The following is a 23,363-nucleotide window of genomic DNA, read 5'->3' as shown; positions in this document are numbered from 1 at the left end:
GGAACGGTGCCGGCCTTGGCGGAAACCCCGCGCTGGGCTAGTCTGACCCGTTCACCGCCGCCGGTTCGATCCGGTGCGCACCCACCGCATCATGGCCTTCCGAAATCATGCAGGACAATCAAGCCCCGACCGCTGCCGACACCGACGAAACCGCCTACCGCCCGCAAGCGGTGGAGGCTGCCGCGCAGCAGTACTGGAATGCGCAGCGCGCCTACGAGGTGAAGGAACAGTCCGGCCGGGCCAAGTTCTACTGCCTGTCGATGCTGCCGTACCCGTCCGGCGCGCTGCACATGGGGCATGTGCGCAACTACACCATCGGTGACGTGATCAGCCGCTTCCAGCGCATGCAGGGCAAGAACGTGCTGCAGCCGATGGGCTGGGACGCATTCGGCCTGCCGGCGGAGAACGCCGCGATCAAGCACAAGACCGCGCCGGCCAAGTGGACCTACGCCAACATCGAGCACATGCGCGCGCAGATGCAGGCGATGGGCTACGCGTTCGACTGGTCGCGCGAGTTCGCCACCTGCCGGCCGGACTACTACGTGCACGAGCAGCGCATGTTCACCCGGCTGATGAAGAAGGGCCTGGCCTACCGCAAGAACGCGGTGGTGAACTGGGACCCGGTGGACCAGACCGTGCTGGCCAACGAACAGGTGATCGACGGTCGCGGCTGGCGCACCGGCGCGCTGGTGGAGAAGCGCGAGATCCCGCAGTGGTTCCTGAAGATCACCGACTACGCGCAGGAACTGCTTGACGGCCTGGACGCGCTGCCGGGCTGGCCCGATGCGGTCAAGACCATGCAGCGCAACTGGCTGGGCCGCAGCGAGGGGCTGGAGATCCGCTTCGCGCTGGACGGCGAGGGCGAACCGCTGAGCGTGTTCACCACCCGCCCCGACACCTTGATGGGGGTGACCTTCCTCTCGATCGCCGCCGAGCACCCGCTGGCGCAGCGCGCGGCGCAGGACAATCCGAAGCTGGCCGCCTTCATCGCCGAGCTGAAGCACGGCGGCGTGTCCGAGGCCGAGCTGGAGACCCAGGACAAGCGCGGCATGGACACCGGCCTGTGCGCGATCCACCCGATCAGCGGCGAGCGCGTGCCGATCTGGGTGGCCAATTTCGTGCTGATGGGCTACGGCACCGGCGCGGTGATGGCAGTGCCGGGACACGACCAGCGCGACTGGGAATTCGCGCAGAAGTACAGCCTGCCGATCAGGATGGTGATCGTCGACGAGTCGGTGCTCGATGCGCTGAAACAGATCCGCCACGAGCTGGCGCTGGGCGTGGGCAGCGACGCGATGCTGGCCGCGCTGGAAGGCCGCGACATCCATGCGCAGGATGTCTCCGCGCCGCTGCGCGTGGTGCAGGAGTTCGAGCGCCGCATCATGGAGGAGGCGGCCTGGACCGCGCGCGGCACCCTGGTCAATTCCGGCGAGTACGACGGCATGGATTTCGCCCATGCGTTCGACGCGCTGGCCACGCGCTTCGAGCGCGCCGGCTGCGGCGCGCGCCGGGTCAACTGGCGCCTGCGCGACTGGGGCGTGAGCCGCCAGCGCTACTGGGGCTGCCCGATCCCGGTGATCCGCTGCGCGGCGTGCGGCGACGTGCCGGTGCCGGAAGACCAACTGCCGGTGCTGCTGCCCGAGGACGTCGCCTTCTCCGGCGTGCAGTCGCCGATCAAGGCCGACCCGGCCTGGCGCCAGACCACCTGCCCGAATTGCGGCGGCGCCGCCGAGCGCGAGACCGACACCTTCGACACCTTCATGGAGTCGAGCTGGTACTACGCGCGCTACACCTCGCCCGGCGCGGCCACCCAGGTCGACGACCGCGCCAACTACTGGCTGCCCGTGGACCAGTACATCGGCGGCATCGAGCACGCCATCCTGCACCTGCTGTATTTCCGCTTCTATCACAAGCTGCTGCGCGACGAAGGCCTGGTGGCCACCGACGAACCGGCCACCAACCTGCTGTGCCAGGGCATGGTGATCGCCGAGACGTTCTACCGCGAGAACGCCGACGGCTCCAGGGAATGGTTCAACCCGGCCGACGTGGAAGTGCAGCGCGACGATCACGGCCGCGTCACTGGCGCACGGCTCAGGACCGACGGGCAACCGGTGCGGATCGGCGGCATCGAGAAGATGTCCAAGTCGAAGAACAACGGTGTCGACCCGCAGTCGATGGTGGCCAAGTACGGCGCCGACACGGTGCGCCTGTTCTCGATGTTCGCCGCGCCGCCGGAGCAGTCGCTGGAATGGAACGAGGCCGGTGTCGAGGGCATGGCGCGTTTCCTCAAGCGCTTCTGGCGCGAGGTGACCGCCCACGCCGGCGGGCCCGACCATGCGGTGGTGGACCCGGCGGCACTGGATGCCGCGCAGAAGGCCATGCGCCGCCAGTTGCACGAGACCATCCAGAAAGTCAGCGACGACATCGGCCGGCGCCACGCGTTCAACACCGCGATCGCCGCACTGATGGAGCTGCTCAACGCGCTGGGCAAGTTCAACGACGCCAGCGAGCAGGGCCGCGCCGTGCGTCACGAGGCGCTGGAGACGATGGTGCTGCTGCTCAATCCGGTGGTGCCGCATGTCTGCCACGCGCTGTGGCAGGTGCTCGGCCACCCGGTCGCGGTGCTGGAGGACCAGCCGTGGCCGCGAGTCGATCCCGTCGCGCTGGTGCGCGACACCGCGACGCTGGCGGTGCAGGTCAACGGCAAGCTGCGCGGTACCATCGAGCTGCCGGTCAACGCCGGCAAGGACGAGGCCGAGGCATTGGCCCGGGCGCAGCCGCAGGTCAGGCAGTTCCTCGAGGGCATGACGGTGCGCAAGGTCATCGTGGTGCCCGGCAAGATCGTCAACATCGTCGCAGGATGACAACCATGGGCTTCATCAACGCGCGTCGGATTCGCCTGCTGTCGCTGCTGCTCGCCGCGCTGGCGCTGACTGCCTGCGGCTTCCATCTGCGTCAGAACGCCAACCTGCCCGCGGCCATGCAGCGGGTGCATCTGGACGCCCACGGCGGCAGCAATTTCCAGCGCCAGCTGACCCTCGCGCTGGAACGCGCCGGCGTTGCCGTCGAAGACGCGCCCGGCCCCGGCATCGCCGAGCTTGCCGTACCCACCGCCGCCTTCAACACCGACACGCTCACCTCCGGTGGCTACGCGCGCATCAGCGAGTTCGCGATCCACTACACGGTCAGGTTCGGCGTCACCGACGCCACCGGGCAGATCCTGGTGCCGCAGCAGACCATCAACATGTCGCGCGAGTTCAGCTACGACGCCGGCAACACGGTGGGCAGCGCCTCGCAGGTCGAGCAGATCCAGAAGAGCCTCGATGACGACATGGTGCAGGCGATCATGTTCCGCCTGCAGGCCGCCGCCCATTCTCCCGCCGCGGCGTCCAGCGTGCGCTGATGCCGCTCAACCCGAACCAGTGGTCGAAGGCGCTGGCGGCGGATCGACTCGACGCCGTCTACCTGCTGGCCGGCGAGGAACTGCTGGTGCTGGAAGCCGCCGACGCGTTGCGCGCGCAGGCACGGCGACTGGGTTACGGCGAGCGCGAGGTGCTCGAGGTCGGCCAGCATTTCGACTGGGATGACGTCGCCCGCGCCGGCGCCAGCATGTCGCTGTTCGCCAGCCGCCGGCTGATCGACCTGCGCCTGCCGACCGGTCGCCCCGGCATCGAAGGCGCCAAGGCGATCACCGCGTTCTGCGCCGACCCGCCGCCGGACGTCACCTTGCTGATCACCGCGATGGAGTGGAGCAGCAAGCACGACGGCGCCTGGAGCAAGAAGCTCGACGCCAGCCACAGCATGGTGGTGTTCAATGCGCCGCGGCCGCACGAGTGGAACGCCTGGGTCGGTGCGCGGCTGGCTTCGCGCGGACTCAGCGCCAGTGCCGACGCGGTGGCGTTGCTGGCCGAGCGGGTCGAGGGCAATCTGCTGGCGGCGGCGCAGGAGGTCGACAAGCTGGCGGTATTGCATGGTGAAGGCCGCATCGACGCGACCGAGATGGAGAGTCTCGTCGCCGACAGCGCCCGTTACGACGTATTCAAGCTCACCGACGCCGCCTTGTCCGGCGACGGTGCGCGCGCGCTGCGCGTGCTGGCCGGGTTGCGTTCCGAAGGCGACGAGCTGATCGCGCTGATGGGCTGGCTGGTCAACCAGCTGCAGCTGGCGCTGCGTCTGGCCAATGCGCAGAACTTCGCCGCGCAGGCCAAGGCCGAGCGCCTGTGGCAATCGCGCGAGCAGATGTTCCGCCAGGCATTGCGCCGTGCGCCGCGCGAACACTGGCTGCAATGCCTGGCGCGTGCCGCGCGCATCGACCGCATGGCCAAGGGCCGCGAGCAGGGCGATGCGTGGCTGGAAGCCGAACGGCTGATCGCGGCCATTGCCGAGCCGCGCGCCGCGAAGGCGCTCGCGTGAAACCGCTGGCGATTTTTGGCGGCACCTTCGATCCGATCCACCTCGGCCATCTGTGCGTGGCGTGGGAAGCCGCCGAACTGCTCGATGCCGAGGTGCTGATGATGCCGGCGGGGCTGCCGCCGCATCGCCCGCCGCCGATCGCCAGCGCGGCGCAGCGGCTGGCGATGCTGCAGGTGGCGCTGCGCGGCCAATCGCGGCTGATCCCGGATGGGCGCGAGCTGGCCCGCGAGGGCGCGTCCTACACGGTCGACACGTTGGCCGGCTTGCGCGCCGAGCAGGGTGATCGTCCGCTGGTTTTGCTGCTCGGCGCCGACGCGTTCGCCGGCTTGCCCGGCTGGCACGAGTGGCAGCGGCTGTTCGAGCTGGCGCACATTGGCGTGCTCAGCCGTCCGGGTGAACAGGCCCCGCTGCCGGAAGCGTTGCACCGGGAACTCGCCGGCCGCCGGGCGGACGACGCCGCGGCGTTGCGGCTGGCGCCAGCCGGTCGCGTGATCGAGCTGGCGGTCACCCCGCTGGAGATTTCCGCCACCCGCATCCGCCAGTTGCTGGCCGCCGGCCGCGATCCGCGCTACCTGCTGCCGGCGGGGCTGTTCGATTCGGCCGGGCTGCTCGCGCCCTATCGCCGCTGATCCGGCCCCGGATCACATGAATGCATAGTGCACGATGTGGAAGAAGATCGGCGCGGCGAAGGTGACCGAGTCGAGCCGGTCGAGGATGCCGCCGTGGCCCTCGATCATGCTGCCCCAGTCCTTCGCGCCGATGCTGCGCTTGACCGCCGACAGCGCCAGTCCGCCGAGGAAGCCGGCCAGCACGATCACCAGCGACATGCCGGCTGAACCCCAGAACGTGAACGGCGTGATCCACCACATGCAGGCGCCGATGGCGATGGCCGAGAGGCCACCGCCGACCAGGCCCTCGACGGTCTTGGATGGGCTCACCCTGGGCGCCAGCTTGTGCCGGCCGAACAGCTTGCCGAACACGTACTGCAGCACATCGCTGATCTGCACCACCAGCAGCAGGTACAGCATCAGCAGCAGGCTCTGCCCCTGATAGCCGGGAATGTGCAGCAGCAGCACCGCTGGCGCGTAGCTCACGCAGTACACCGTGAGCATCAGTCCCCACTGGATCTTGGTGGTGCGCTCCAGGAAATTCTCGGTGTCGCCGCTGAGCGCGGTGATCGCCGGCAACAGCAGGAAGCCGTACACCGGAATGCAGATCGCGAACAGCCCGTACCAGTCGATGCCGATCAGCCAGTACTGCAGCGGTATCGCCACGTAGAAACACAGCACCAGCGGCAGGTGATCGCCGCGGCGGGTCGGCGTGAGCGTGGCGAACTCGCGCAGCGCGAAGAACGAGGCCAGCGCAAAGAACACCAGGGTGGCGACGCGGCCCAGCACGAAGCAGGCGCACAGCAGCGCGGCCATCCACCACCAGGCGCGGATGCGGGCGTTGAGGTTGTCGATCACCTCGCGCTTGCCCGGCGCCGCCCGCCGTCCCAGCCAGCCGCCGATCGCGCTGGCCAGCAGCAACAGCGCCAGGATGCCGCCCATCACCCACCAGAACTTCTGCTGTGCCGTCATGCCAGTGCCACCACCGCCGCGTGGGCGCGCCTGAGGAAATCGTCCTTGTCTTCGTTCGCCCGCAATCGCATGGTTTCGCCGAAGCGCACCACGCAGGTCAGCGGCACCGGCAGCAGGCTGCCCTTGGGCATGCTCCGGTGCAGCGAATCCAGGTAGACCGGCACCAGCTCTGCCTGCGGGTAATCGCGCGCCAGATGGAACAGCCCGGCCTTGAACGGTTGCGGCAGCGGCTGCTGGCTGCGCGTGCCCTCCGGGAAAATGATCAGCGACTCGCCCGTGTCCAGTGCCTCCCGCAACGGCAGCAACGGGTCGCCGTCGCAACGGGTGCGGTCGCGCTCGATGTAGACGGCGCGAAAGCCATGGTCGGCGATGAAGCCGCGAAAGCCGCCGTGGCCCCAGTAATCGCGCGCCGCCACCGGCCGCGTGGTGGCGCGCAAGTTCGGCGGAAGCGCCGACCACAGCGCCAGCGTATCGAGGTGGCTCGAATGGTTGGCGAAGTAGATCCGTTGGGCGGGCGATGGTTTGCAGCCGATCCAGCGCGCATGCGCGCCGACCAGCAGGCGCACCAGCCCGACCAGGACATGCGACGTCATCATGCGGCATTGCCCTGGCGCAGGCGCACGGCGATCGCGCGGGCGCGCCAGATGCAGGTGAGCGCCGAGCCCGCGGCAATCAGGCCGGCGCCGGCAAGCAGCAGTTCATGCCGCCACGGCAGCAGTGCCGCGGCGAGCAACAGCGTCGCCACCTGCAGCCACATGCGGTGCGGCTTGGCCATCGGCCCGCGGAAATCCTGGGTCAGCCCCAGCGAACCACCGAGCACCCTGACATACGCGGTGAGCGCCGCCAGCAACGCGCACAGCCAGCCCAGCCAGGGCAGGGCGGCCGCGTAACCCAGCGCCACCAGGAACAGCGAATCGGCCAGCCGGTCGGGTATTTCGTTGAACAGCGCCCCGGCCGGCGTGCCCTTGTTGCCATCGACCGCGACCATGCCATCGAACATGTTGCAGAGCAGCCGCAGCACGATGCAGGCGGCGCACAGCAGCATGCCGGCCGGAGCGGTCATTGCCAGCAGCGCGGTCGCCCCGAGCACGGCGAACAGCACGCTGACGCAGGAGATCTGGTTGGGCGTGATCGAGGTGCGCACGAGGGCGCGGGTGACGAATTTCGCCCAGGCGCTGCTGCGTGCCGCAATGGGGCGTCGATCGGTTTGCTTCATGCCGGCCTCGTGCTTCTTCCTGGTACGCCCGTCGCGCGAATGGAGCTTGCAGTGTATCAATCGCTCCGGCTGTGGGCGCAGGCCTCATGGCGCGGTGGGCGAACGGCGCCAACACCTGATGGATTCGGCATTTCCTTCGCCAACGCGTTGCGCACGGCTCTTTCGGCACCGTACATTCCGTGGTGTTCGCAGACCGAGGCAGGAGAGCCCGATGCACCGACGGAAGCCCATACGCCACGCCGTACTTCCCTTGATAGCGATAGCCGTTGCACTGACGACAGGATGCCACGCCGCCATGACCGATCAGTCCCCGAAGATCCAGCCACCGCCGGAAACGTATGCGGTGCCGTTGCGGTTTGCACAACACAATTTCGTCGCCTATTGCTACAACACGATTGGTTGCCAGGTGATCTACGACCGTCACTATCAGGTGGAAGATGGGCCTGACGAGGTCAGCCCACCACCGCCGGCAGGCAACTACAAGACGAACTGGAACGCATCCTACCTTGGCATCGAGAACTTCCCGGCACCTGCGCAAGTGCGGTGGAAATCGCTGGATGGCGTTCAGCACGAGGCCAAGGTGGACATGGCGGCGATCTTCAAGGATCAGCTGGTCTGGCACAAAGTGCCCAAGGCGGACATGGCCGACTTTTTCCATGGTCCCGTGGCTGGCGAACCCGGCATTATCCTGGTAGTAAACGACCGCGCCATTGACGTCTATACAAAAATGTTCATTCCGACCAAGACAGAACAGATTCCTGGAAACAAGGACAGCGATTTCCGAGATGACCTGTTTCTTGCATGGACACACACCTATTGATTTGATCGATTTGGGAGCAAGGGAATGGGTCACGAAGACAGGTTGGACAAGGACGGGATCCGCGATGATGGCGTGCCGTACTACAAGGCCGACGCTCCGAGGCTGCAGAGTTACGTCGATGCGGCGGAGGCCTTGTCACGATTTCAAGCGCCGCTGCTGATACATGCCAACAATCCACACGAGCACTTGTTCCTGGCAGCATTCGATGGCACGGGCAACAATGTATTCAAGGACCCGCAGCATGCGACCAACGTGGCCAAAATCAAAGGTCAGATTGACGCCCTGGTCAAACAGGGCAACAAGCAGATCGAGGTGGGTTACGTCCCCGGCCCCGGCACACAGGATCACTATCTCGCGCGCACCCTGGATGGCATCAACGGCAATACCTACGATGAACGCATCGAAAAGATGTACAAGCTGTTCATCAAGCAGGCCAAGGAGTGGCGGCGAGAAGATCCTCAGGCTGAAATCCGCGTTGCCGATCTCGGTTTCAGTCGCGGCTCGGAGGAGGCGGCAGGGTTTGCCCGTCTGGTGGAGGATCGCGGCATCCAGGATCCCGCTGGCGCGGTCTACGCCTACGACAGCCACCACCAGATCACCCGCGTCGAATACACCAGGTCCCCGCTGGTCGAGCCGGGCCAGGTGGCACAGGTGGTGGGGTTGTTCGATGCAGTGGGTACCGGCGAGCCGGTGCGCGAGCACGACCGGCGCCTGCCGCCGTCGGTGATTTCCGGGTTTCAGATCATTTCCGCGGACGAGCGGCGCGGGTTGTTCAAGTCCGATCGCATCATCGATCCGGGCATGACGCCGGATGGTCGCTTCCTGGGCGTGATCGTGGCTGGGGTGCATTCGGACGTCGGGGGCAGCTATCACCGGGATGGCCTGGCCATCCGCAGCGACAACCTGATGAGCGATTACCTCAATGCCCTCAGCGATCAGCCGTTCCTCACGCTGCAGGCGGTACCCGGCGGCCCGCGCCTGAACGTGGTGCATCGCTCGGAGGACGGCATGCTGATCTATCGACTCGGCCGCAAGGTCGACCGACTCCGTCCCGAGGGCTACAACGAGCTGCTGGTGCCAAAGCACGAGGCTGGCAAGGTGAGCGATCCGTACAACGCCGAGCCCCGCGACGAAGTGCTGAGCCGGCAGTTTGAACGGCAGCCGGTGCAGGCGGGTGCCCGGACGGTAACGCCCGAGTCGGCATGGAAGACGCCAGCCGACGATTTGTCGGCACGGCTCGACCGCCTGCTGGCGGCCGGACAGGCAAACGACTGGGCGACGTTCAGCCGCGAAAACCGCACGCTGGCCGATGGTGACGCTGGCCGCCGGCTGCTCGAGCGCGCCGCGACGCAGGCGGGCTGGCTGGAGCAGCACGCGGCGCAGCAGCAGGCGATGCCCGCGCCACCGCGGCTGCAACCCGTTCCGGAACCCGTGCTGCAGCGCTGAACACGATCGATTGGCATCACGGAGCGACACCATGCAAGAGGACGAATTGACCGCCTTGATCGACAAGACCGCGACGCTGATGGTGCATTACGAGCGCCGCGGCGCCGCCATCGACTCGCGCCTGCAAGCTCTGGCCGATGCGCTGCAGGGACTGGCGCTGCAACTGCCGGCGGTAGTCAAGACCTCTGCCGATGGTGCGTTGCAGACTTTGCCGGCCGAGATGAGTTCGCTGATGCGCGAGGGCCTCGGCTCGTCGATCGGCGATTATCGCCAGCGTCTGGATTCGGCGAGCGGCGATGTGGAAAAGACTGCACAGGCGCTGGCCGGACAGATCGGTCACCTGCAACGGCTGCATCGCCAGTTGATATGGAAAACCCTCGGCGCCGTCGTGCTGGCGTTCGCCTTGTTGCTGGCCGGCAGCGTGTGGTTGTCGACGCATTACACCCGCGTGATTCGCGACAACCAGCTTTCCGCCGAGTTGCTGAAAGCCTACAACGGCGCCGACGTGACCTTGTGCGACAGCGGCACGCTGTGCGCGAACGTGGACACCCGCGGCGCGCGCCATGGCGAGCGGCGGCAATATCTGCCGGTCAAGCCACGCTGAGAGCTTGTGAGTTTTTCAACTTCTCGAGCCGGCCACCGATGGCTGCGACGCCCCTTGTGAGCTCGCTCGTGGGCGATGCTCTCGCTCTTGCAGATACCGAATCCGGACCCCGAAAGCATCGCTCGCGGGCGGGTTCACGCGAAAGAGGGGCGCTGGCTTACGGCGTGTCTTTCAGCTGACCCTGCACTTCGTTGATCGAGTCGCGGATGCGCTTGGAGAACACCGAGTCGTCGTGGTGGATCAGCAGCAGGTGTTCGGTGGCGCGGGTCATCGCGACGTAGAGCAGGCGCGCCTCGTCGGCTTCGGCCTGGCCTTCCTTGGGCAGGCCGCCGATGCCGGGGATGATGACGAAGGGAAACTCCAGGCCTTTGCTGGAGTGCATGGTCACCAGCTTCACGCTGTCCTCGACCACGAACAGGGCCTGCTTGCCGGCGTTGTCGGCGAGGCGGCTGGGGATGCCGAGCTGCCTGAGTGCCTCGTGCAGCCTTTCGCCTTCCCACTGGTTGCGGTAGATCACCGCCATGTCGGAGTACGGACGGCCATGCGCGTGTTCGTCGCGCAGCCGGGCGATCAGCACATCCATCTGCGCGCGTGCGGTCTCGGTGCGCACCAGCTCGGGCACGGCGCCGCGGCGGCCGGCGCTTTCCGGCGCGATCAGCGGTACGCCGTCATCGTCGTCGCTGCGCGAGGCAAGCAGGTCCTGGGCGAACGCGCGGGCGACCGAGAGGATTTCCAGCGTGTTGCGATAGTTGAGCTTGAGGATGGTGGTGCGGCCCTGCGCCTGCACGCCAAGGCTCTTCCAGCTGATCTTGCGGCGGTCGGCATGGCCGTAGATGTTCTGCGCGTCGTCGTACAGCACCAGCAGCGAGTTGGTGGCCGGGTCGATCATCTGCACGATCAGCTTGTACCAGTCCGGCTCGAAGTCGTGGCCTTCGTCGACCAGCACCGCGCCGTACTGGGCGCGCGGAATGCGGCCGCGGTCCACGCCGGCGATCACCGCCGGCGGCAGCGCCTCGATGAAGGCCTTGCCGCTGCCCGGCGGCAGCGGTTCGTGGTAGGCCACCAGCATCTTGCGGCACCACTTGTGGAAGTTGTAGACCTGCACCTTCTCGCCCAGGCCGCGTTCGCCGATCAACTGTTCCAGCCGCGCGGCCAGCGTCTTGTTGTAGCAGAGCACCAGGATCGGCTTGCTCATCTCGCGTGCCAGCTGCATCGCGCGGAAGCCGAGGATCATCGTCTTGCCGGAACCGGCCACGCCGTGGATGATCCGGTGCTCGCCGCCGATCGAGCGTGCCAGTTGCTCCTGCTGGGCGTCCATCACCTTGACCAGGTCGGGGATTTCCAGCGGCCGCACCGCGGCATCGGTGGGCCCGAACAGGCCGAACTGGCCGCTGCCGGCTTCCACGCGCAATTCGGGGAACAGGTGCCAGCGCACGCGGTCGATCTGCGGCAGGGTCAGCGCCACCGGATACACCTGCGGGAACATCGCCCACAGCTGCTGCTGGAACGCCTCGGCGTCGACCGTCTCGTACAACTCGTCGCGACAGATCACCAGGTGCTCGGGCAGTACCTCGCCCAGGCCGCCCTCGTCGAACTGCTTGCGGGTGATGTTGGCCAGCACCACGCCCCAGCCCCACGGCATGATCAGCTTGCCGGCGTGGCGCGAGCCTTGCGGGTGGCGCAGCGCGGGGTCGCGCTCCAGCACCACGCCGATCTCCAGCGCATATGCGCGCGCCTGCAGCAGAGGGTTGTTCTCCTTTACCAGGCCGCGCTCGGTGACCAGGGTGAACTGGGTGCTGTCGGCGTGGCGGATGGTGTCGGCCTTCCAGTCCTTCACTTCCAGCACCAGCAGGCCGCGGCGCGGGTGGAACACCACGAAGTCCGGATGGCGCTGCTTGAGCCCGACCGGCACGTCGTACCAGAGCAGGTAGTCGTCCTCCAGCTTCTGTTCCAGCCGTTCGGAGACACGCTTCTCGCCGCCGGTCATGCGCGGCAGGCAGCTGTTGCGGGTTGGGATGAGTGTTGCCACAGGCGCCCCTGGCTGACGTCACCGGGTGACGTTAGCCGATAGGGTGGCGCTGTCAATGCTGATTGACGGCGTGGAGCTGCGTCCAGTGCGACAACTGCTCCGGCGCCACGTCCACCCGCCGACACGCGCGGCTGGCGATGCCGTCCTGCAGGGCGGCGCGGAACACCGGCGCGATCGACCACAGCGCACGCGCGGCCAGTCGCGCCTGGCGCTGTTGCCGAGGCGTGTGGCCGAGCGCCGCGAGCGCCCAATCCGGCAGCAGGGCATGACCGGCACGCAGGAACAGGTCGCGCGACAGCGCGGCCGCCGGCACCGGCAGCCGCACCCGCGCGAGCAGGCCGAGCACGATGCGGGAGCGTTCGGTAAAGGCCAGTTCGGGCTGGATGCGGCGGAAATAATCCATGGTCTCGCGTTCGGACGCCGGCACGTCGCGCGCGCCAAGCGCCTCGGCGATCCGCCGCACCTCGTCGTAGTAGCGGTCGGCAGCACCGGGCGGCATCGCGATGTGACTGTAGCGGCGGTAGCCCTGCAAAAAGCAGTACGCCTCGCTGACGTGGACCCAGGTGAGCAGGTCGGGATCGTCGGCGCTGTATGGCCGTCCGTCCTCGCCGTGCCCGGTGACGTGGCCGTGGATCATCCGCACGTGCGCGATCATCGCCTCGGCCTGCGCACGCGGCGCATAGGTGGTACCGCCGACGAAGGCCGTGGTGCGACGCAGCCGGCCGACCAGGTCGCCGCGGAAATTGGAGTGGTCCCAGACCCCGGCCAGCGCCAGCGGGTGCAGCGTCTGCAGGGTCAGCGCGGCGAGGCCGCCGGCCAGCATGCCGGGGAAATCCGAGTGCACGCGCCAGGTGGCGCTGTGCGGCCCGAACAGGCCCGGATCGCCGTGCGGATGGTCGTAGTCGGGGCCGTCGGAGCCGGCGCGCGGGAAGGCGCGCAGCACCCAGTGGCGGATCGGTTGGCGCAGCACGTCGATGGGCGAGGGCATGCCTGCAGTCTATCGCCTGGACGCGAAGGTTTGATTTGGACGTCCATTGTGTTATCAATGGCGCCATGTCCTCCATCACCGCCCGCCTGTATTTCTGGTTTTACGGCTACCCGAAGCCAACGGCGGCGGCGCGGACGCGATCGTTTTGAACTGATCGAAAAACCACACCGAACCGCCAATCCATGGCGGTTTTTTTTTGGCCGCCACCTGAATATCCCCAGGAGAGCCGCCATGCACGCCACCGACGACCTGCGCATCCGCGCCATCACCCCCCTCGGCACGCCGGCCGAGATCATGCGCGACTGCGCCGCCGGCGACGCCGCGATGGCCACCGTGGATGCCGCGCGCCGCGCCATGCACGGCATGCTTTGCGGCAGCGACGACCGCCTCGCCGTGGTGATCGGCCCGTGCTCGATCCACGACCCCCGCGCGGCGCTGGAGTACGCCGCACGGTTGGCGCCGCTGCGCCGCGAACTGGGCGACGCGCTGGAGATCGTGATGCGGGTGTATTTCGAGAAGCCGCGCACCACCGTCGGCTGGAAGGGGCTGATCAACGACCCCGACCTCGACGGCAGCTTTCGCATCGACAAGGGGCTGCGCCTTGCCCGCGGCCTGCTGCGCGACATCAACACGCTGGGTGTGCCGGCCGGCACCGAGTTCCTCGACATGATCACGCCGCAATACATCGCTGACCTGGTGGCGTGGGGCGCGATCGGCGCGCGCACCACCGAGAGCCAGGTGCACCGCGAGCTGGCTTCGGGGCTGTCCTGCCCGGTCGGCTTCAAGAACGGCACCGACGGCAACGTGAAGATCGCGGTGGACGCGGTGCAGGCCGCGTCGCAGCCGCACCATTTCATGGCGGTGACCAAGGACGGCCGGGCCGCCGTGGCCAGCACCAGCGGCAACGGCGACTGCCACGTGATCCTGCGCGGCGGCAAGGCGCCCAACTTCGACGCAGCCAGCGTCGATGCCGCCTGCACCGCGATCGACAAGGCCGGCCTGCGCCCGCAGGTGATGATAGATGCCAGCCACGCCAACAGCGGCAAGAACCCGGAGAACCAGCCGCGGGTGATCGAAGACCTCGCCGTGCGCATCGCCGCCGGCGAAACGCGCATCTTCGGCGTGATGGTGGAAAGCCACCTGCTCGGCGGTCGGCAGGAGCTGCAGCCCGGCCAGCCGCTGCGCTACGGCCAGAGCATCACCGACGGCTGCCTCGGCTGGGAGGATTCCGTGCAGGTGCTGCAGCGGCTGGCGCGGGCAGTGCGGCAGCGCCGCCGCACTGTTGCCGCGCTTCCGGCGGAAGCCGCCGCCTGAGTCAGCCGAGCAGGCGCGCGTCCAGCGTGATCTCGGCCTTCAGCACCTTGGACACCGGGCAGCCCAGCTTGGTCGCCTCGGCGATCCGGGCGAACGTGTCCGCGTCGGCGCCGGGCACCTTCGCCTCGCAGCTGAGGTGCACCGCCGTGATCGTGAAACCGTCGCCGTCCTTCTCCAGCGTCACCACCGCCTTGGTGTCGATGCTGGTGGCGGTGAGCCCGGCGTTGCCCAGGCCCAGCGACAGCGCCATCGAGTAGCAGCCGGCATGTGCTGCGCCGATGAGTTCCTCCGGGTTCGTGCCGGGGCCATCTTCGAACCGCGACTTGAAGCCGTAGGGCGCCTCGCGCAGCACGCCGGTCTCGGTCGAGATCGTGCCCTGGCCGTCCTTGATGCCGCCGGACCAGTGGGCGAATGCGGATTTCTTCATCGGGGTTCTCCTGTGCGGACAAGCACCCATGCTGCACGAAGCTTCATGCAGCCGGCGCGAATGAAGCGGGCATTTCGGTTCACATGCGGTTGCCCCTCGCGCGCCGTATGCTCGCGGTTTGCCCGACCGTCAGGAGCACCCATGCCACTGTCCATCCAGCACGATCGCAAGGCGCACCGCTTCCACACCGAGGTGGATGGCGCGCACTGCGTGCTCGACTACAGCCTGGCCGGCACCGTGATGACGATCACCCACACTGGCGTGCCGCCCGAGGTGGGCGGTCGCGGCATCGCCTCGGCGCTGGTGCAGGCGGCGATGGAGGCTGCGCGTGCGGAAGGCTGGCAGGTGGTGCCGGCATGCTCATATGCTGCCGCGTGGGTGCAGCGGCATCCCGAATATCACGACCTGCTCGGCTAACTCCTGACGCGGAGGCATGCATGGAAAAACCCTCGGCACAGCCGGAGCCGGCTCCGGTCCGGTCGCGTGGCTGGCGGCCGTGGCGTTTCGTGGCGGGGCGCCCGTGGCTGATCCTGTCGCTGGTCCTTTTCGTGGCGTCGGTCGCGGTGCTGTCGTGGGGATTCGGTCTGCGCCTGGCCAGCGCGGTGCTGCTCGGTTTCGACCTGGCCGCGGTGGTCTACCTCGGCATCCTGGCCAGGCTGTTCAACCACGCCACGCCCAGCCACATGCGGCGCCAGGCGCAGGCGCTGGATACCGGGCGCTGGGGCGTGCTGTGGGGCGGCGTGCTGCTGTCGGCGGTGGTGCTGGCGGCGCTGGGTGACGAACTGCACGCGGCCAGGAGCGGCGGGGTGCCGGAGCTGGCCGTCGGCGTGCTCAGCGTGGTGCTGAGCTGGCTGTTCCTCAGCGTGATGTTCGCGGTGCATTACGCCCACGGCTACTACGGCAACTTCGGCGACAAGCATGCCGGCCTGGAGTTTCCCGACACGCCGAAACCCGACTACTGGGATTTCGCCTATTTCTCGATCGTCATTGGCATGACCTTCCAGGTCTCCGACGTGCAGATCACCAGCCCCTACCTGCGCCGCGTGGTGCTGCTGCACAGCGTGATCGCGTTTTTCTTCAACGTGTTCATCATCGCGATCACGGTGAATATCGTGGCCGGGCAGGGGAGCTGATCGGGCCGGGCAATCCGGCCTCGGTTCGCGGCAAAGGGAGCGAGGAGCGGCATGACCGCTTCATCCCTTCTTGCCTTTTCCCCGGGGAATGACCGATGAACGCGCGCCTTGCCTTTGCCCTTGCCGCCAGCAAGGCGTTTGCCCGGGACGCGATGGCTGCCAGCTCCGGCAGCGCGACGTCGCACGATGCCATGAAGCGCGGATCGATGAAGCACGACGCGATGAAGCAGAACGCCATGAAGGGGAATGCGATGAGGAAGGAGGCGATCGGCTTCGGCGGCTGACCGGCTTCAGTTGCCTGCGGCGGCGGTGGATACTGGGATCATCTCCGCCGCAGGCCATCATGCATGAGCGCCTCGTTCGCCAGCCGGCTCGGCATCGAGCATCCGTTGATCCAGGCACCTATGGCCGGGTCGACGTCGCCCGCGCTGGTGGCCGCGGTATCGAACGCCGGGGCGCTGGGTTCGCTCGGTGCCGGCTACCTGGAGCCGCAGGCGATCCTGGACCAGGCGGCGCAGATCCGGGCGCTGGGCGATCGGCCGTATGCGATCGGCCTGTTCGTGCTGCCGGACGAGTTCGAGGCCGACATGGCAGCGGTGGCCAGGGCGCGCGAACAGCTCGACGCGCTGATGGCGCGCGAAGGACTCGACGTGCGCACCCGCGTGCCGGCGCGCTGGGCGCCACGTTTCTCCGAACAGTTCGCCGCGCTGTGCGAGGCGCGTCCCGCGGTGGCGAGTTTCGCGTTCGGGGTGATCGATCCGGCCCAGCGGCGCGAATTGCGCCGACGCGACATCGTCGTGATCGGTACGGCCACCACGGTCGCCGAGGCGCGTGCCTGGGCCGATGTCGGTGCCGACGCCGTGTCGCTGCAGGGCGCCGAGGCAGGCGGTCACCGCGGCACCTTCCTGCATGAGCCCGAGGACGCGATGATCGGCCTGTTCGCCCTGCTGCCGCTGGCCGCGCGCGCGGTGAACATCCCGGTGATCGCCGCCGGCGGCATCATGGACGGCCGCGGCATGCTGGCGGCGGAAGTGCTCGGCGCGGCGGCCAGCCAGCTCGGCACCGCCTTCCTCGCCTGTCCGGAATGTCCGGCGGCGGAGGCCTGGAAGCAGGACTTGCCACGGGTCGAGGAGCATCAGGTCGCCACCATCCGCAGCTTCTCCGGCCGCGCCGCCCGTGGCCTGCGCAACCGTTTCGTCGAGGCGATGCCGCAGGCGGCGCAGGGCCTGCCGTATCCGGTGCTGAACGCGCTCACCGCGCCGCTGCGTCGCGCCGCGGCGGCGGCCGGGCGTGGCGACCTGCTGTCCGAGTGGTGCGGCCAGGCCGCCGCCATGGTGCGCCCGCAACCGGCCGCCGAACTGGTGGCGCGGCTGATGCACGAGTACCGGATGGCGAAAAGGTCGCTCGCACATTGATGGCCGCGGCCTGGGCGGCCGGCTTGACTTGCCGTCACGGCTGGGCGGTTATACTGCGCCCGCGCCATTTTGCGCGGCGATCCTGCATCGAGGCCCACCCTTTTGAGCACAGCTCGTAGCACCCCGGCCGTCACCACGGCCACCCTGCGCAAGTGCGTCATCGACGCGCTCGAAGAACTGAAAGCCAAGGACATCCGCGAGATCGACGTCCGCGGCAAGACCTCCATCGCCGACCTGCTGGTGATCGCCTCCGGCACCTCCGCCCGCCACGTCAAATCCATTGCCGACGAAGTCGGCAAATTCGCCAAGAAGGCCGGCGTGATGCCGCTGGGCGTGGAAGGCGAGACCGAGGGCGAATGGGTACTGGTCGACCTGGGCGACGTGATCGTCCACGTGATGCTGCCCCGCATCCGCGAGTTCTACGGCCTGGAGCGGCTGTGGACGGTGGGTGACCACGGGCACGAAGCCGACGCCGCGCAAGCCGGCTGAATTTCGTGTGGGGTGCGTCGCAGGAGTGGCCCCGCACCTCAATCCTCTCCCCGCAGGGGAGAGGAAGCGAACGCGGCGCTGCGCGCGTGTCATTTCATGAGAGCGGACCATGCGCGCGCGCCTGATCGCGGTCGGTGAACGCATGCCCGGGTGGGTGGCGGAAGGCTTCGCCGAATACCGCAAGCGGCTCTCGCACGAACTGCCGCTGGAGCTGGTCGAACTGAAGCCCGGCCTGCGCGGCAAGGGCCGCGACGATGCGCGGGCGATCCAGGACGAGGGCGCCGCGCTACTCGCCGCCTTGCCGCACGACGCCCACGCGATCGCACTTGATGGCCGCGGCAAGGCCTGGTCGAGCGAGGACCTGGCCGAACAGCTGGCGGGATGGCGCATGGGTGGGCGCGATCTCGCCTTCCTGATCGGCGGTCCCGACGGTCATGCACCCGAAGTCCTGGCGCGCGCCGACCAGCGCTGGTCGCTGGGCCCGCTGACCCTGCCGCACATGCTGGTGCGGCTGGTGCTGGCCGAGCAACTGTATCGCGCGTGCAAGATCGCGGCGGGGCATCCGTATCACCGGGGGTGAAGGTGGGGCCTCCTGCCCGGTCGTTTCGCCCGACCCTTTCGTCGTTCTCCCTGGGCATGGCGTGGTGAGCCCTTCGACTCCGCTGGGCTGCGCTCAGGGCGAACGGAGTTTGCGGCTGGGCGAAGTACCCGTCACGGATTGGTGGATGCATGCAACATCGCGTTGCGGGCCCGGGCGAGCTATGGTTTTCCGAATCCCGAATCCCGAATCCCGAATCCCCGCCATGCCAACCCGCATCCAGCTCGCCACGATGGCAGACCTCGACACCCTGGTGCCGTTGTTCGACGGCTATCGCCAGTTTTACCGCCAGTCGCCCGACCTCCCGCGGGCGCGGGCGTTTCTCGCCGAGCGCATCGAGCGCGGCGAATCGCTGATCCTGCTGGCGCGCGACGATGACGGCACGGGGTTGGGTTTCACCCAGCTGTACCCGCTGTTCTCGTCGGTGCGCGCGGTGCGCACATGGCTGCTCAACGACTTGTTCGTGGCCCGGTCGGCGCGCCGACGCGGGGTGGCGGGTGCGTTGTTGCGGGTGGCGGCCGAGCAGGCGCGCGAACGGGGTGCGGCGAGCCTGTCGCTGTCCACGGCGCTGGACAATGCGCCGGCGCAGGCCTTGTACGAATCACTGGGCTGGCGGCGCGAATCGGGCTTCTGCGAGTACAGCCTGGGGCTGTGAGACGGCTATGCTGCCGGGATCGTCACGCCGGAACTGTCCATGCTTCATCTCGCTTCCCAGTCGCCGCGTCGGCGGCAGTTGCTGCAGCAGCTCGGCGTCGAGTTCGCCGTCATTGATGTCGAGGTGGTGGAGTGTCGCGACGCGGCGGAGTCGCCGCTGGCCTACGTGCAGCGGGTGGCGCACGACAAGGCGCGTGCGGGGCTGGCATCGCTCGGCGCTGATGCCGCCGACGCGGTGGTGCTGGGTGCCGACACCGAGGTGGTGCTCGACGGCGAGGTGTTCGGCAAGCCGCGCGATGCGCGGGATGCGGCGGCGATGCTGGGCCGGCTGGCCGGACGCACGCATGAGGTCATCTCGGCGCTGTGGCTGGTGGCGAACCGGCGCGAGCTGGCGGCGGTCAGCGTGTCGCAGGTGCGCTTTGCGGCGCTGGATGCGGCGGCCATCGCCGCCTACGTCGACACCGGCGAGCCATTCGGCAAGGCGGGTGGCTACGCGATCCAGGGCCGTGGCGCGGCCCTGGTCGAACACCTCGCCGGCAGCTATTCCGGCGTGATGGGCCTGCCCTTGTTCGAGACCGCACAGGCGCTGCGCAAGTTTGCGGATTGATCGCGGGTCAGCCTGCGTGAGCCGCCAGGAACCACGCCGCCGTGGCCAGTGCGTTGTTTGCCGCGTGTGCCATCACGCCGGGCCAGATCGAGCCCGAACGCAGGCGCAGCCAGGCCAGCGCCATCGCCAGCAGCCACAGGGCGGGCAGCGCGAACACCTGCCAGTTGAGCCCGGGCAGGTGGGCAGTCGCAAATACCGCTGAACTCAGCACCGCGGCGCCGAACCGACCCCAACGCGGCTGCAGCGAAGACAGAAGCACGCCGCGGAACAGCAGCTCTTCCACCAGCGGCCCCAGGCTCGCCACCATCAGCATCAGCGGAATGCGCCAGCCCAGCGGCGTGTTCTCGCCCAGTTGCTGGATGTTCTGGGTGACCGGGTGGCCTTGCGCCAGCCAGTGCGTCAGCCAGCCGCCGAGCACTGGTGCGAGCAGGCCGATGACCACCGCCAGCGCGAGAAAGCCCAGCCGCGACGGGCGCACGAAGCCGAAACCCGGCGGCTGCGCCAGCGACCACAGCCGCGGCGAGCGACGCCACACCAGCCACAGGATCGTGGCTGCCGCCAGGCCCAGCGTCAGCATCACCAGCAGCGCCTGCATGCCGGGCGGCTGCAGGGTTTCGCGGATGCGCACGGTGAAATCGGCCACGCCGTGCCAGTCGTGCAGGTGGCCGGTGGCGATGGCCAGCAGGACCACCAGCACGCTGCTGCCGGCTGCCTGCAGGGCGAAATAAAGCACGATCCAGCCCAGTGCCATCCACGGTCCGGGGGCCGTCGGCGCAGCGGTGGTGGCGGGGCGGATGTCGATGGTCGAGGCTTCCTCAGCTGCGGCGAGTGACGAGCCGCGCCGCAGCGGCACGGCGTTCCTGGCAGCACGCTAGTCCGTGGCCGCGCTCCCGCGCAATCGGCCATCCGACACGGTCGCTACCGGCCGCATGGCGTAACATCGTGGCAGGAACCGATGCATCAGGGGGCGCGCGATGGCTATCGACTTTGGCAGGACGGCCGACGATTACGTACGCCATCGGGCGGGTTTTCCCGAAGCGTTCTTTGAACGCATCTTCCAGGATGGCACGGCGCGCGCCGGCCAGCAGGCGCTCGACCTGGGCAGCGGCACCGGCACGGTCGCCCGGGGCCTGGCGTTGCGCGGCTGCACGGTCACCGCGCTGGATCATTCGGCGCCGCTGCTGGCGCAGGCGGCCGAGCTCGACCGGGCTGCCGGCGTGCAGGTGAAGCAGGTGCGGGCGCGGGTCGAGAACGCGGATTTCCCGCCGGCCTCGTTCGACCTGGTCACCGCCGGGCAGTGCTGGCACTGGTTCGAGCGCGCACGCACCGCGGCCCTGGTGCGTCGCTGGTTGCGCCCGGGCGGACACTTGCTGATTGCCCACTTCGACTGGCTGCCGTTGAACGGCAACATCGTGCAGGACACCGAGCGGCTGATCCTGGCCTGCAATCCCGGCTGGACCCTGCACAGCGGCAGCGGCCTGTATCCGGCCTGGTTGAAGGATGTGGCCGAGGCCGGTTTCACCGATTTGCGCACCTGGTCGTTCGACCTGGACATCCCCTACAGCCACGAGGCCTGGCGCGGCCGGATCCGTGCCAGCGCCGGTATCGGCGCCGTACTGGATGCGGCCAAGGTGAAGCATTTCGATGGGGAACTGGCCGCGATGCTGGCCAGCCGTCATCCGCACGAGCCGCTGGCGGTGCCACATCGCGTATGGGCCTTGAGCGCCGTGGCGCCGGGGTTGCCGGATTGACGGCAAGCGCGTCAGCCTACCGCCATCGCGCGCACCACGCCGATGGCGGCCATCACCAGCAAGGCGATCCAGCCGACTGAGGCCAGTCCGAAGCCGGGGCCGCGTTTCGCCGGCTCGGCCATGTACGCCACCGCGTACCACACCCGTCCCGCCACCCAGACCAGTCCGGCAATGCCGGCCCAGCCGGTGAAGCCGTAGGTCGCCGCCAGCCACAGCGTGGGCAGGAACATCACGGTCTGTTCCAGCGTGTTCATCTGCACGCGGTAGGCTCGCTCGAACATCGGGTGCCCACTGGTGGCCGGTGCCTTGATCGCGTATTTGCCGCGGGCGCGGCCCACCAGCCAGCTGGTGCCGAACAGCAGCAGGATAGTGAGCAGGGTAACCAGGGCGGGCAACTGGGTCATGGTGGTCCTCGGCAGATGGGGTATCGGTGGCGTGCCGCTTGGCGCGATCGCGGGCGTGGCGCTATCGTCGCACGATGGCGCCACCGCACGGCGCCCGGCGAGGACATCATGGATTGGCGAAAAGGTGGCAGCAGCAGCAACGTCGAGATCGGCGGCAATGGCGGCAGTCGGCGCTTCGGCGGCGGTGGCGGCCGGATGGGCATCGGCGGCCTGATCGTGCTCGCGATCCTGGGCTGGGTCTTCTTCAAGAATCCCATGGCCCTGCTCGATCAGGGCGGCAGCGCGTCCTACGCGCCGTCGTCCGACACGCCGGCCCAGGTCGATCCGGAGCAACAGGCCTTCGTCAGCGCGATCCTGCATTCGACCGAGCAGACCTGGGGGGAGATCTTCCAGGCCAGTGGCATGACCTATGTCGAGCCGAAGCTGCACCTGTTCAGCGGCGGCGTCAGCACCGGCTGCGGCGGCGCGACCAGCGCGGTGGGGCCGTTCTATTGCCCGGCCGACCAGAAGGTCTACCTCGACCTGGCCTTCTTCCAGCAATTGCAGGACGAGCTGCATTCGTCCGGCGACTTCGCCCGCGCCTACGTGATCGCCCACGAGGTGGGCCATCACGTGCAGAAGCTCACCGGCGTGTTCGACAAGGTCGACGAGGCACGCCGCCGCGGCGCGCCGATGGATGGCGCCGACGGCCTGTCGGTGCGCCAGGAGCTGCAGGCGGACTGCTACGCCGGCGTGTGGGCAAACCACAGCCAGCGCGAGTTGAACTGGCTGCAGCCGGGCGACATCGAGGAGGCCCTGAACGCCGCCAGCCACATCGGCGACGACGCCTTGCAGCAGCAGTCGCAGGGCCGGGTGCGGCCGGACACCTTCACCCACGGCACCTCGGCGCAGCGGGTGAAATGGTTCAAGACCGGCTTCGGCAGCGGCGACGTGAGTCAGTGCAACACGTTTGCGGGTGAACCCTGAGCGCGTGTTGAACGCATCGCGTGGTCTGCCGTGCGGCGGGTTGCGGACGCTCTAGAATCGTCCGCTGCGCGCCGCGGGGTGCGCCATGAGCTGCGCCCGGGTTCGATTCGATGCTGCATCCCTGTTTGCGTTGCGGTGCCTGCTGCGCGTATTTCCGCGTGGCCTTCCATTGGTCGGAGACGGAGGCGTTCCTGGGCGGCAAGGTGCCGCCGGAGCTGACCGAGAAACTCGATCCGCACCGCGTCGTGATGCGCGGCACGCAGGCCGCACAGCCGCGTTGCACCGCCTTGCAGGGCGTGGTGGGCGAGGCCGCGCAATGCGGTATCTATCCGCTGCGGCCATCGGTGTGCCGCGAGGTGCAGCCCTCGTGGGAGTTTGGTGCGGCCAGCCCGCAGTGCGACAAGGCGCGCCTGGCGCACGGTTTGCCGGTGCTGCAGCCGGAGGATTGGCTCGACCCCTTCGATGCCGGCGAGCCGCCGTTGCCGCAGAGTGCCTGAGCGGCCTCGACT

The 23,363-nt window shown here is 68.2% G+C and carries 27 protein-coding genes; 19 read left to right on the top strand and 8 right to left on the bottom strand.

Translation table 11 applies throughout. The features are described 5' to 3' along the window. Positions 1–107: 107 nt before the first annotated feature. The 4 genes from leuS to nadD are packed head-to-tail and all read left to right on the top strand — an operon-like array spanning position 108 to position 5,042. Positions 108–2,864 carry a leucine--tRNA ligase gene (gene leuS, locus ACVCMI_RS12575; protein ID WP_447098602.1) on the top strand — a complete coding sequence of 919 codons (2,757 nt, stop codon included), beginning with the start codon at positions 108–110 and terminating at the stop codon, positions 2,862–2,864. 5 nt (positions 2,865–2,869) lie between these two features. After that, positions 2,870–3,403, top strand: coding sequence for an LPS-assembly lipoprotein LptE (locus ACVCMI_RS12570; RefSeq protein ID WP_447098603.1), 534 nt, complete (start codon positions 2,870–2,872; stop codon positions 3,401–3,403). Next, positions 3,403–4,413, top strand: a complete 1,011-nt coding sequence (gene holA / locus ACVCMI_RS12565) for a DNA polymerase III subunit delta (RefSeq protein ID WP_447098604.1) — start codon at positions 3,403–3,405, stop codon at positions 4,411–4,413. The genes ACVCMI_RS12570 and holA overlap by 1 nt, the downstream gene beginning before the upstream one ends. Then, a complete protein-coding gene (gene nadD / locus ACVCMI_RS12560) occupies positions 4,410–5,042 on the top strand; it encodes a nicotinate-nucleotide adenylyltransferase (protein WP_447098605.1) in 633 nt (210 codons plus the stop codon). Before holA ends, nadD begins: the two co-directional genes overlap by 4 nt. Positions 5,043–5,054: 12 nt before the next feature. On the opposite strand, the gene ACVCMI_RS12555 is transcribed toward nadD, so the two are convergent. Genes ACVCMI_RS12555 through ACVCMI_RS12545 form a run of 3 tightly spaced genes read right to left on the bottom strand, consistent with a single transcriptional unit; the run spans position 5,055 to position 7,209 of the window. Next, complete coding sequence (locus tag ACVCMI_RS12555) at positions 5,055–5,993, bottom strand: phosphatidate cytidylyltransferase (RefSeq protein WP_447098606.1); 939 nt, start codon at positions 5,991–5,993, stop codon at positions 5,055–5,057. Beyond that, a complete protein-coding gene (locus ACVCMI_RS12550) occupies positions 5,990–6,589 on the bottom strand; it encodes a lysophospholipid acyltransferase family protein (RefSeq protein WP_447098607.1) in 600 nt (199 codons plus the stop codon). The genes ACVCMI_RS12555 and ACVCMI_RS12550 overlap by 4 nt, the downstream gene beginning before the upstream one ends. Then, positions 6,586–7,209: a CDP-alcohol phosphatidyltransferase family protein gene (locus ACVCMI_RS12545; RefSeq protein ID WP_447098608.1), complete on the bottom strand. Its 624-nt coding sequence runs from the start codon at positions 7,207–7,209 to the stop codon at positions 6,586–6,588. Before ACVCMI_RS12545 ends, ACVCMI_RS12550 begins: the two co-directional genes overlap by 4 nt. 295 nt (positions 7,210–7,504) lie before the next feature. On the opposite strand from ACVCMI_RS12545, the gene ACVCMI_RS12540 reads away from it, so the two are divergent. Genes ACVCMI_RS12540 through ACVCMI_RS12530 form a run of 3 tightly spaced genes read left to right on the top strand, consistent with a single transcriptional unit; the run spans position 7,505 to position 10,079 of the window. Continuing rightward, on the top strand, positions 7,505–8,029 hold the full coding sequence (locus ACVCMI_RS12540; protein ID WP_447098609.1) for a hypothetical protein: 525 nt from the start codon (positions 7,505–7,507) through the stop codon (positions 8,027–8,029). A gap of 24 nt (positions 8,030–8,053) precedes the next feature. Continuing rightward, positions 8,054–9,475, top strand: a complete 1,422-nt coding sequence (locus ACVCMI_RS12535; protein ID WP_447110606.1) for a T6SS phospholipase effector Tle1-like catalytic domain-containing protein — start codon at positions 8,054–8,056, stop codon at positions 9,473–9,475. A 31-nt stretch (positions 9,476–9,506) separates the two neighbouring features. Continuing rightward, entirely contained in the window at positions 9,507–10,079 is a 573-nt protein-coding gene (locus ACVCMI_RS12530) for a relaxation protein (protein WP_447098611.1), read from the top strand. A gap of 157 nt (positions 10,080–10,236) precedes the next feature. On the opposite strand, the gene ACVCMI_RS12525 is transcribed toward ACVCMI_RS12530, so the two are convergent. Together ACVCMI_RS12525 and ACVCMI_RS12520 are read right to left on the bottom strand one after the other, a co-directional pair. Next, entirely contained in the window at positions 10,237–12,108 is a 1,872-nt protein-coding gene (locus ACVCMI_RS12525; protein WP_447098612.1) for a 3'-5' exonuclease, read from the bottom strand. Positions 12,109–12,160: 52 nt separating this feature from the next. Continuing rightward, a complete protein-coding gene (locus ACVCMI_RS12520) occupies positions 12,161–13,096 on the bottom strand; it encodes an oxygenase MpaB family protein (RefSeq protein WP_447098613.1) in 936 nt (311 codons plus the stop codon). 231 nt (positions 13,097–13,327) lie between these two features. On the opposite strand from ACVCMI_RS12520, the gene ACVCMI_RS12515 reads away from it, so the two are divergent. Further along, on the top strand, positions 13,328–14,410 hold the full coding sequence (locus ACVCMI_RS12515) for a 3-deoxy-7-phosphoheptulonate synthase (RefSeq protein WP_447098614.1): 1,083 nt from the start codon (positions 13,328–13,330) through the stop codon (positions 14,408–14,410). Between the two features lies 1 nt (position 14,411). Here the strand turns inward: ACVCMI_RS12515 and ACVCMI_RS12510 are convergent, their stop codons facing one another. Next, positions 14,412–14,837, bottom strand: coding sequence for an OsmC family protein (locus ACVCMI_RS12510; protein WP_447098615.1), 426 nt, complete (start codon positions 14,835–14,837; stop codon positions 14,412–14,414). A 141-nt stretch (positions 14,838–14,978) separates the two neighbouring features. On the opposite strand from ACVCMI_RS12510, the gene ACVCMI_RS12505 reads away from it, so the two are divergent. The 8 genes from ACVCMI_RS12505 to ACVCMI_RS12470 all read left to right on the top strand — a co-directional run bounded on the left by ACVCMI_RS12505 (position 14,979) and on the right by ACVCMI_RS12470 (position 19,733). Further along, entirely contained in the window at positions 14,979–15,254 is a 276-nt protein-coding gene (locus tag ACVCMI_RS12505) for a GNAT family N-acetyltransferase (protein WP_395119258.1), read from the top strand. A 20-nt stretch (positions 15,255–15,274) separates the two neighbouring features. Continuing rightward, a complete protein-coding gene (locus ACVCMI_RS12500) occupies positions 15,275–15,970 on the top strand; it encodes a DUF1345 domain-containing protein (protein WP_447098616.1) in 696 nt (231 codons plus the stop codon). A 95-nt stretch (positions 15,971–16,065) separates the two neighbouring features. Then, complete coding sequence (locus tag ACVCMI_RS12495) at positions 16,066–16,254, top strand: pentapeptide MXKDX repeat protein (protein WP_447098617.1); 189 nt, start codon at positions 16,066–16,068, stop codon at positions 16,252–16,254. A 63-nt stretch (positions 16,255–16,317) separates the two neighbouring features. Beyond that, entirely contained in the window at positions 16,318–17,385 is a 1,068-nt protein-coding gene (locus ACVCMI_RS12490; RefSeq protein WP_447098618.1) for an NAD(P)H-dependent flavin oxidoreductase, read from the top strand. A gap of 102 nt (positions 17,386–17,487) precedes the next feature. Continuing rightward, positions 17,488–17,874: a ribosome silencing factor gene (rsfS, locus tag ACVCMI_RS12485; RefSeq protein WP_395119254.1), complete on the top strand. Its 387-nt coding sequence runs from the start codon at positions 17,488–17,490 to the stop codon at positions 17,872–17,874. A 109-nt stretch (positions 17,875–17,983) separates the two neighbouring features. After that, a complete protein-coding gene (gene rlmH, locus ACVCMI_RS12480; RefSeq protein WP_447098619.1) occupies positions 17,984–18,454 on the top strand; it encodes a 23S rRNA (pseudouridine(1915)-N(3))-methyltransferase RlmH in 471 nt (156 codons plus the stop codon). A 223-nt stretch (positions 18,455–18,677) separates the two neighbouring features. After that, entirely contained in the window at positions 18,678–19,127 is a 450-nt protein-coding gene (locus ACVCMI_RS12475) for an N-acetyltransferase family protein (protein WP_447098620.1), read from the top strand. A gap of 39 nt (positions 19,128–19,166) precedes the next feature. Next, entirely contained in the window at positions 19,167–19,733 is a 567-nt protein-coding gene (locus tag ACVCMI_RS12470; protein WP_395119251.1) for a Maf family protein, read from the top strand. A 7-nt stretch (positions 19,734–19,740) separates the two neighbouring features. On the opposite strand, the gene ACVCMI_RS12465 is transcribed toward ACVCMI_RS12470, so the two are convergent. Next, complete coding sequence (locus ACVCMI_RS12465; protein WP_447098621.1) at positions 19,741–20,586, bottom strand: CPBP family intramembrane glutamic endopeptidase; 846 nt, start codon at positions 20,584–20,586, stop codon at positions 19,741–19,743. Positions 20,587–20,707: 121 nt separating this feature from the next. On the opposite strand from ACVCMI_RS12465, the gene ACVCMI_RS12460 reads away from it, so the two are divergent. After that, positions 20,708–21,484: a class I SAM-dependent methyltransferase gene (locus tag ACVCMI_RS12460; RefSeq protein WP_447098622.1), complete on the top strand. Its 777-nt coding sequence runs from the start codon at positions 20,708–20,710 to the stop codon at positions 21,482–21,484. An 11-nt stretch (positions 21,485–21,495) separates the two neighbouring features. Here ACVCMI_RS12460 and ACVCMI_RS12455 read toward each other — a convergent pair whose 3' ends face one another. Continuing rightward, positions 21,496–21,888, bottom strand: coding sequence for an MAPEG family protein (locus ACVCMI_RS12455; RefSeq protein ID WP_395119247.1), 393 nt, complete (start codon positions 21,886–21,888; stop codon positions 21,496–21,498). 108 nt (positions 21,889–21,996) lie between these two features. On the opposite strand from ACVCMI_RS12455, the gene ypfJ reads away from it, so the two are divergent. After that, complete coding sequence (ypfJ, locus tag ACVCMI_RS12450) at positions 21,997–22,854, top strand: KPN_02809 family neutral zinc metallopeptidase (protein WP_447098623.1); 858 nt, start codon at positions 21,997–21,999, stop codon at positions 22,852–22,854. 110 nt (positions 22,855–22,964) lie between these two features. Beyond that, positions 22,965–23,351 carry a YkgJ family cysteine cluster protein gene (locus ACVCMI_RS12445; RefSeq protein WP_395119243.1) on the top strand — a complete coding sequence of 129 codons (387 nt, stop codon included), beginning with the start codon at positions 22,965–22,967 and terminating at the stop codon, positions 23,349–23,351. Positions 23,352–23,363 lie beyond the last annotated feature (12 nt).

The organism is Rhodanobacter sp. UC4448_H15 (assembly GCF_052978265.1).
This window is presented reverse-complemented; position numbering and strand designations above follow the sequence as displayed.

Bases quoted from the DNA above. Each gene is read 5' to 3' on its own strand.
- leuS (WP_447098602.1), top strand. From the start codon at position 108: ATGCAGGACAATCAAGCCCCGACCGCTGCCGACACCGACGAAACCGCC.
- ACVCMI_RS12570 (WP_447098603.1), top strand. From the start codon at position 2,870: ATGGGCTTCATCAACGCGCGTCGGATTCGCCTGCTGTCGCTGCTGCTC.
- holA (WP_447098604.1), top strand. From the start codon at position 3,403: ATGCCGCTCAACCCGAACCAGTGGTCGAAGGCGCTGGCGGCGGATCGA.
- ACVCMI_RS12555 (WP_447098606.1), bottom strand. From the start codon at position 5,993: ATGACGGCACAGCAGAAGTTCTGGTGGGTGATGGGCGGCATCCTGGCG.
- ACVCMI_RS12550 (WP_447098607.1), bottom strand. From the start codon at position 6,589: ATGATGACGTCGCATGTCCTGGTCGGGCTGGTGCGCCTGCTGGTCGGC.
- ACVCMI_RS12545 (WP_447098608.1), bottom strand. From the start codon at position 7,209: ATGAAGCAAACCGATCGACGCCCCATTGCGGCACGCAGCAGCGCCTGG.
- ACVCMI_RS12540 (WP_447098609.1), top strand. From the start codon at position 7,505: ATGACCGATCAGTCCCCGAAGATCCAGCCACCGCCGGAAACGTATGCG.
- ACVCMI_RS12535 (WP_447110606.1), top strand. From the start codon at position 8,054: ATGGGTCACGAAGACAGGTTGGACAAGGACGGGATCCGCGATGATGGC.
- ACVCMI_RS12530 (WP_447098611.1), top strand. From the start codon at position 9,507: ATGCAAGAGGACGAATTGACCGCCTTGATCGACAAGACCGCGACGCTG.
- ACVCMI_RS12520 (WP_447098613.1), bottom strand. From the start codon at position 13,096: ATGCCCTCGCCCATCGACGTGCTGCGCCAACCGATCCGCCACTGGGTG.
- ACVCMI_RS12515 (WP_447098614.1), top strand. From the start codon at position 13,328: ATGCACGCCACCGACGACCTGCGCATCCGCGCCATCACCCCCCTCGGC.
- ACVCMI_RS12510 (WP_447098615.1), bottom strand. From the start codon at position 14,837: ATGAAGAAATCCGCATTCGCCCACTGGTCCGGCGGCATCAAGGACGGC.
- ACVCMI_RS12505 (WP_395119258.1), top strand. From the start codon at position 14,979: ATGCCACTGTCCATCCAGCACGATCGCAAGGCGCACCGCTTCCACACC.
- ACVCMI_RS12500 (WP_447098616.1), top strand. From the start codon at position 15,275: ATGGAAAAACCCTCGGCACAGCCGGAGCCGGCTCCGGTCCGGTCGCGT.
- ACVCMI_RS12495 (WP_447098617.1), top strand. From the start codon at position 16,066: ATGAACGCGCGCCTTGCCTTTGCCCTTGCCGCCAGCAAGGCGTTTGCC.
- ACVCMI_RS12490 (WP_447098618.1), top strand. From the start codon at position 16,318: ATGAGCGCCTCGTTCGCCAGCCGGCTCGGCATCGAGCATCCGTTGATC.
- rlmH (WP_447098619.1), top strand. From the start codon at position 17,984: ATGCGCGCGCGCCTGATCGCGGTCGGTGAACGCATGCCCGGGTGGGTG.
- ACVCMI_RS12475 (WP_447098620.1), top strand. From the start codon at position 18,678: ATGCCAACCCGCATCCAGCTCGCCACGATGGCAGACCTCGACACCCTG.
- ACVCMI_RS12470 (WP_395119251.1), top strand. From the start codon at position 19,167: ATGCTTCATCTCGCTTCCCAGTCGCCGCGTCGGCGGCAGTTGCTGCAG.
- ACVCMI_RS12460 (WP_447098622.1), top strand. From the start codon at position 20,708: ATGGCTATCGACTTTGGCAGGACGGCCGACGATTACGTACGCCATCGG.
- ACVCMI_RS12455 (WP_395119247.1), bottom strand. From the start codon at position 21,888: ATGACCCAGTTGCCCGCCCTGGTTACCCTGCTCACTATCCTGCTGCTG.
- ypfJ (WP_447098623.1), top strand. From the start codon at position 21,997: ATGGATTGGCGAAAAGGTGGCAGCAGCAGCAACGTCGAGATCGGCGGC.
- ACVCMI_RS12445 (WP_395119243.1), top strand. From the start codon at position 22,965: ATGCTGCATCCCTGTTTGCGTTGCGGTGCCTGCTGCGCGTATTTCCGC.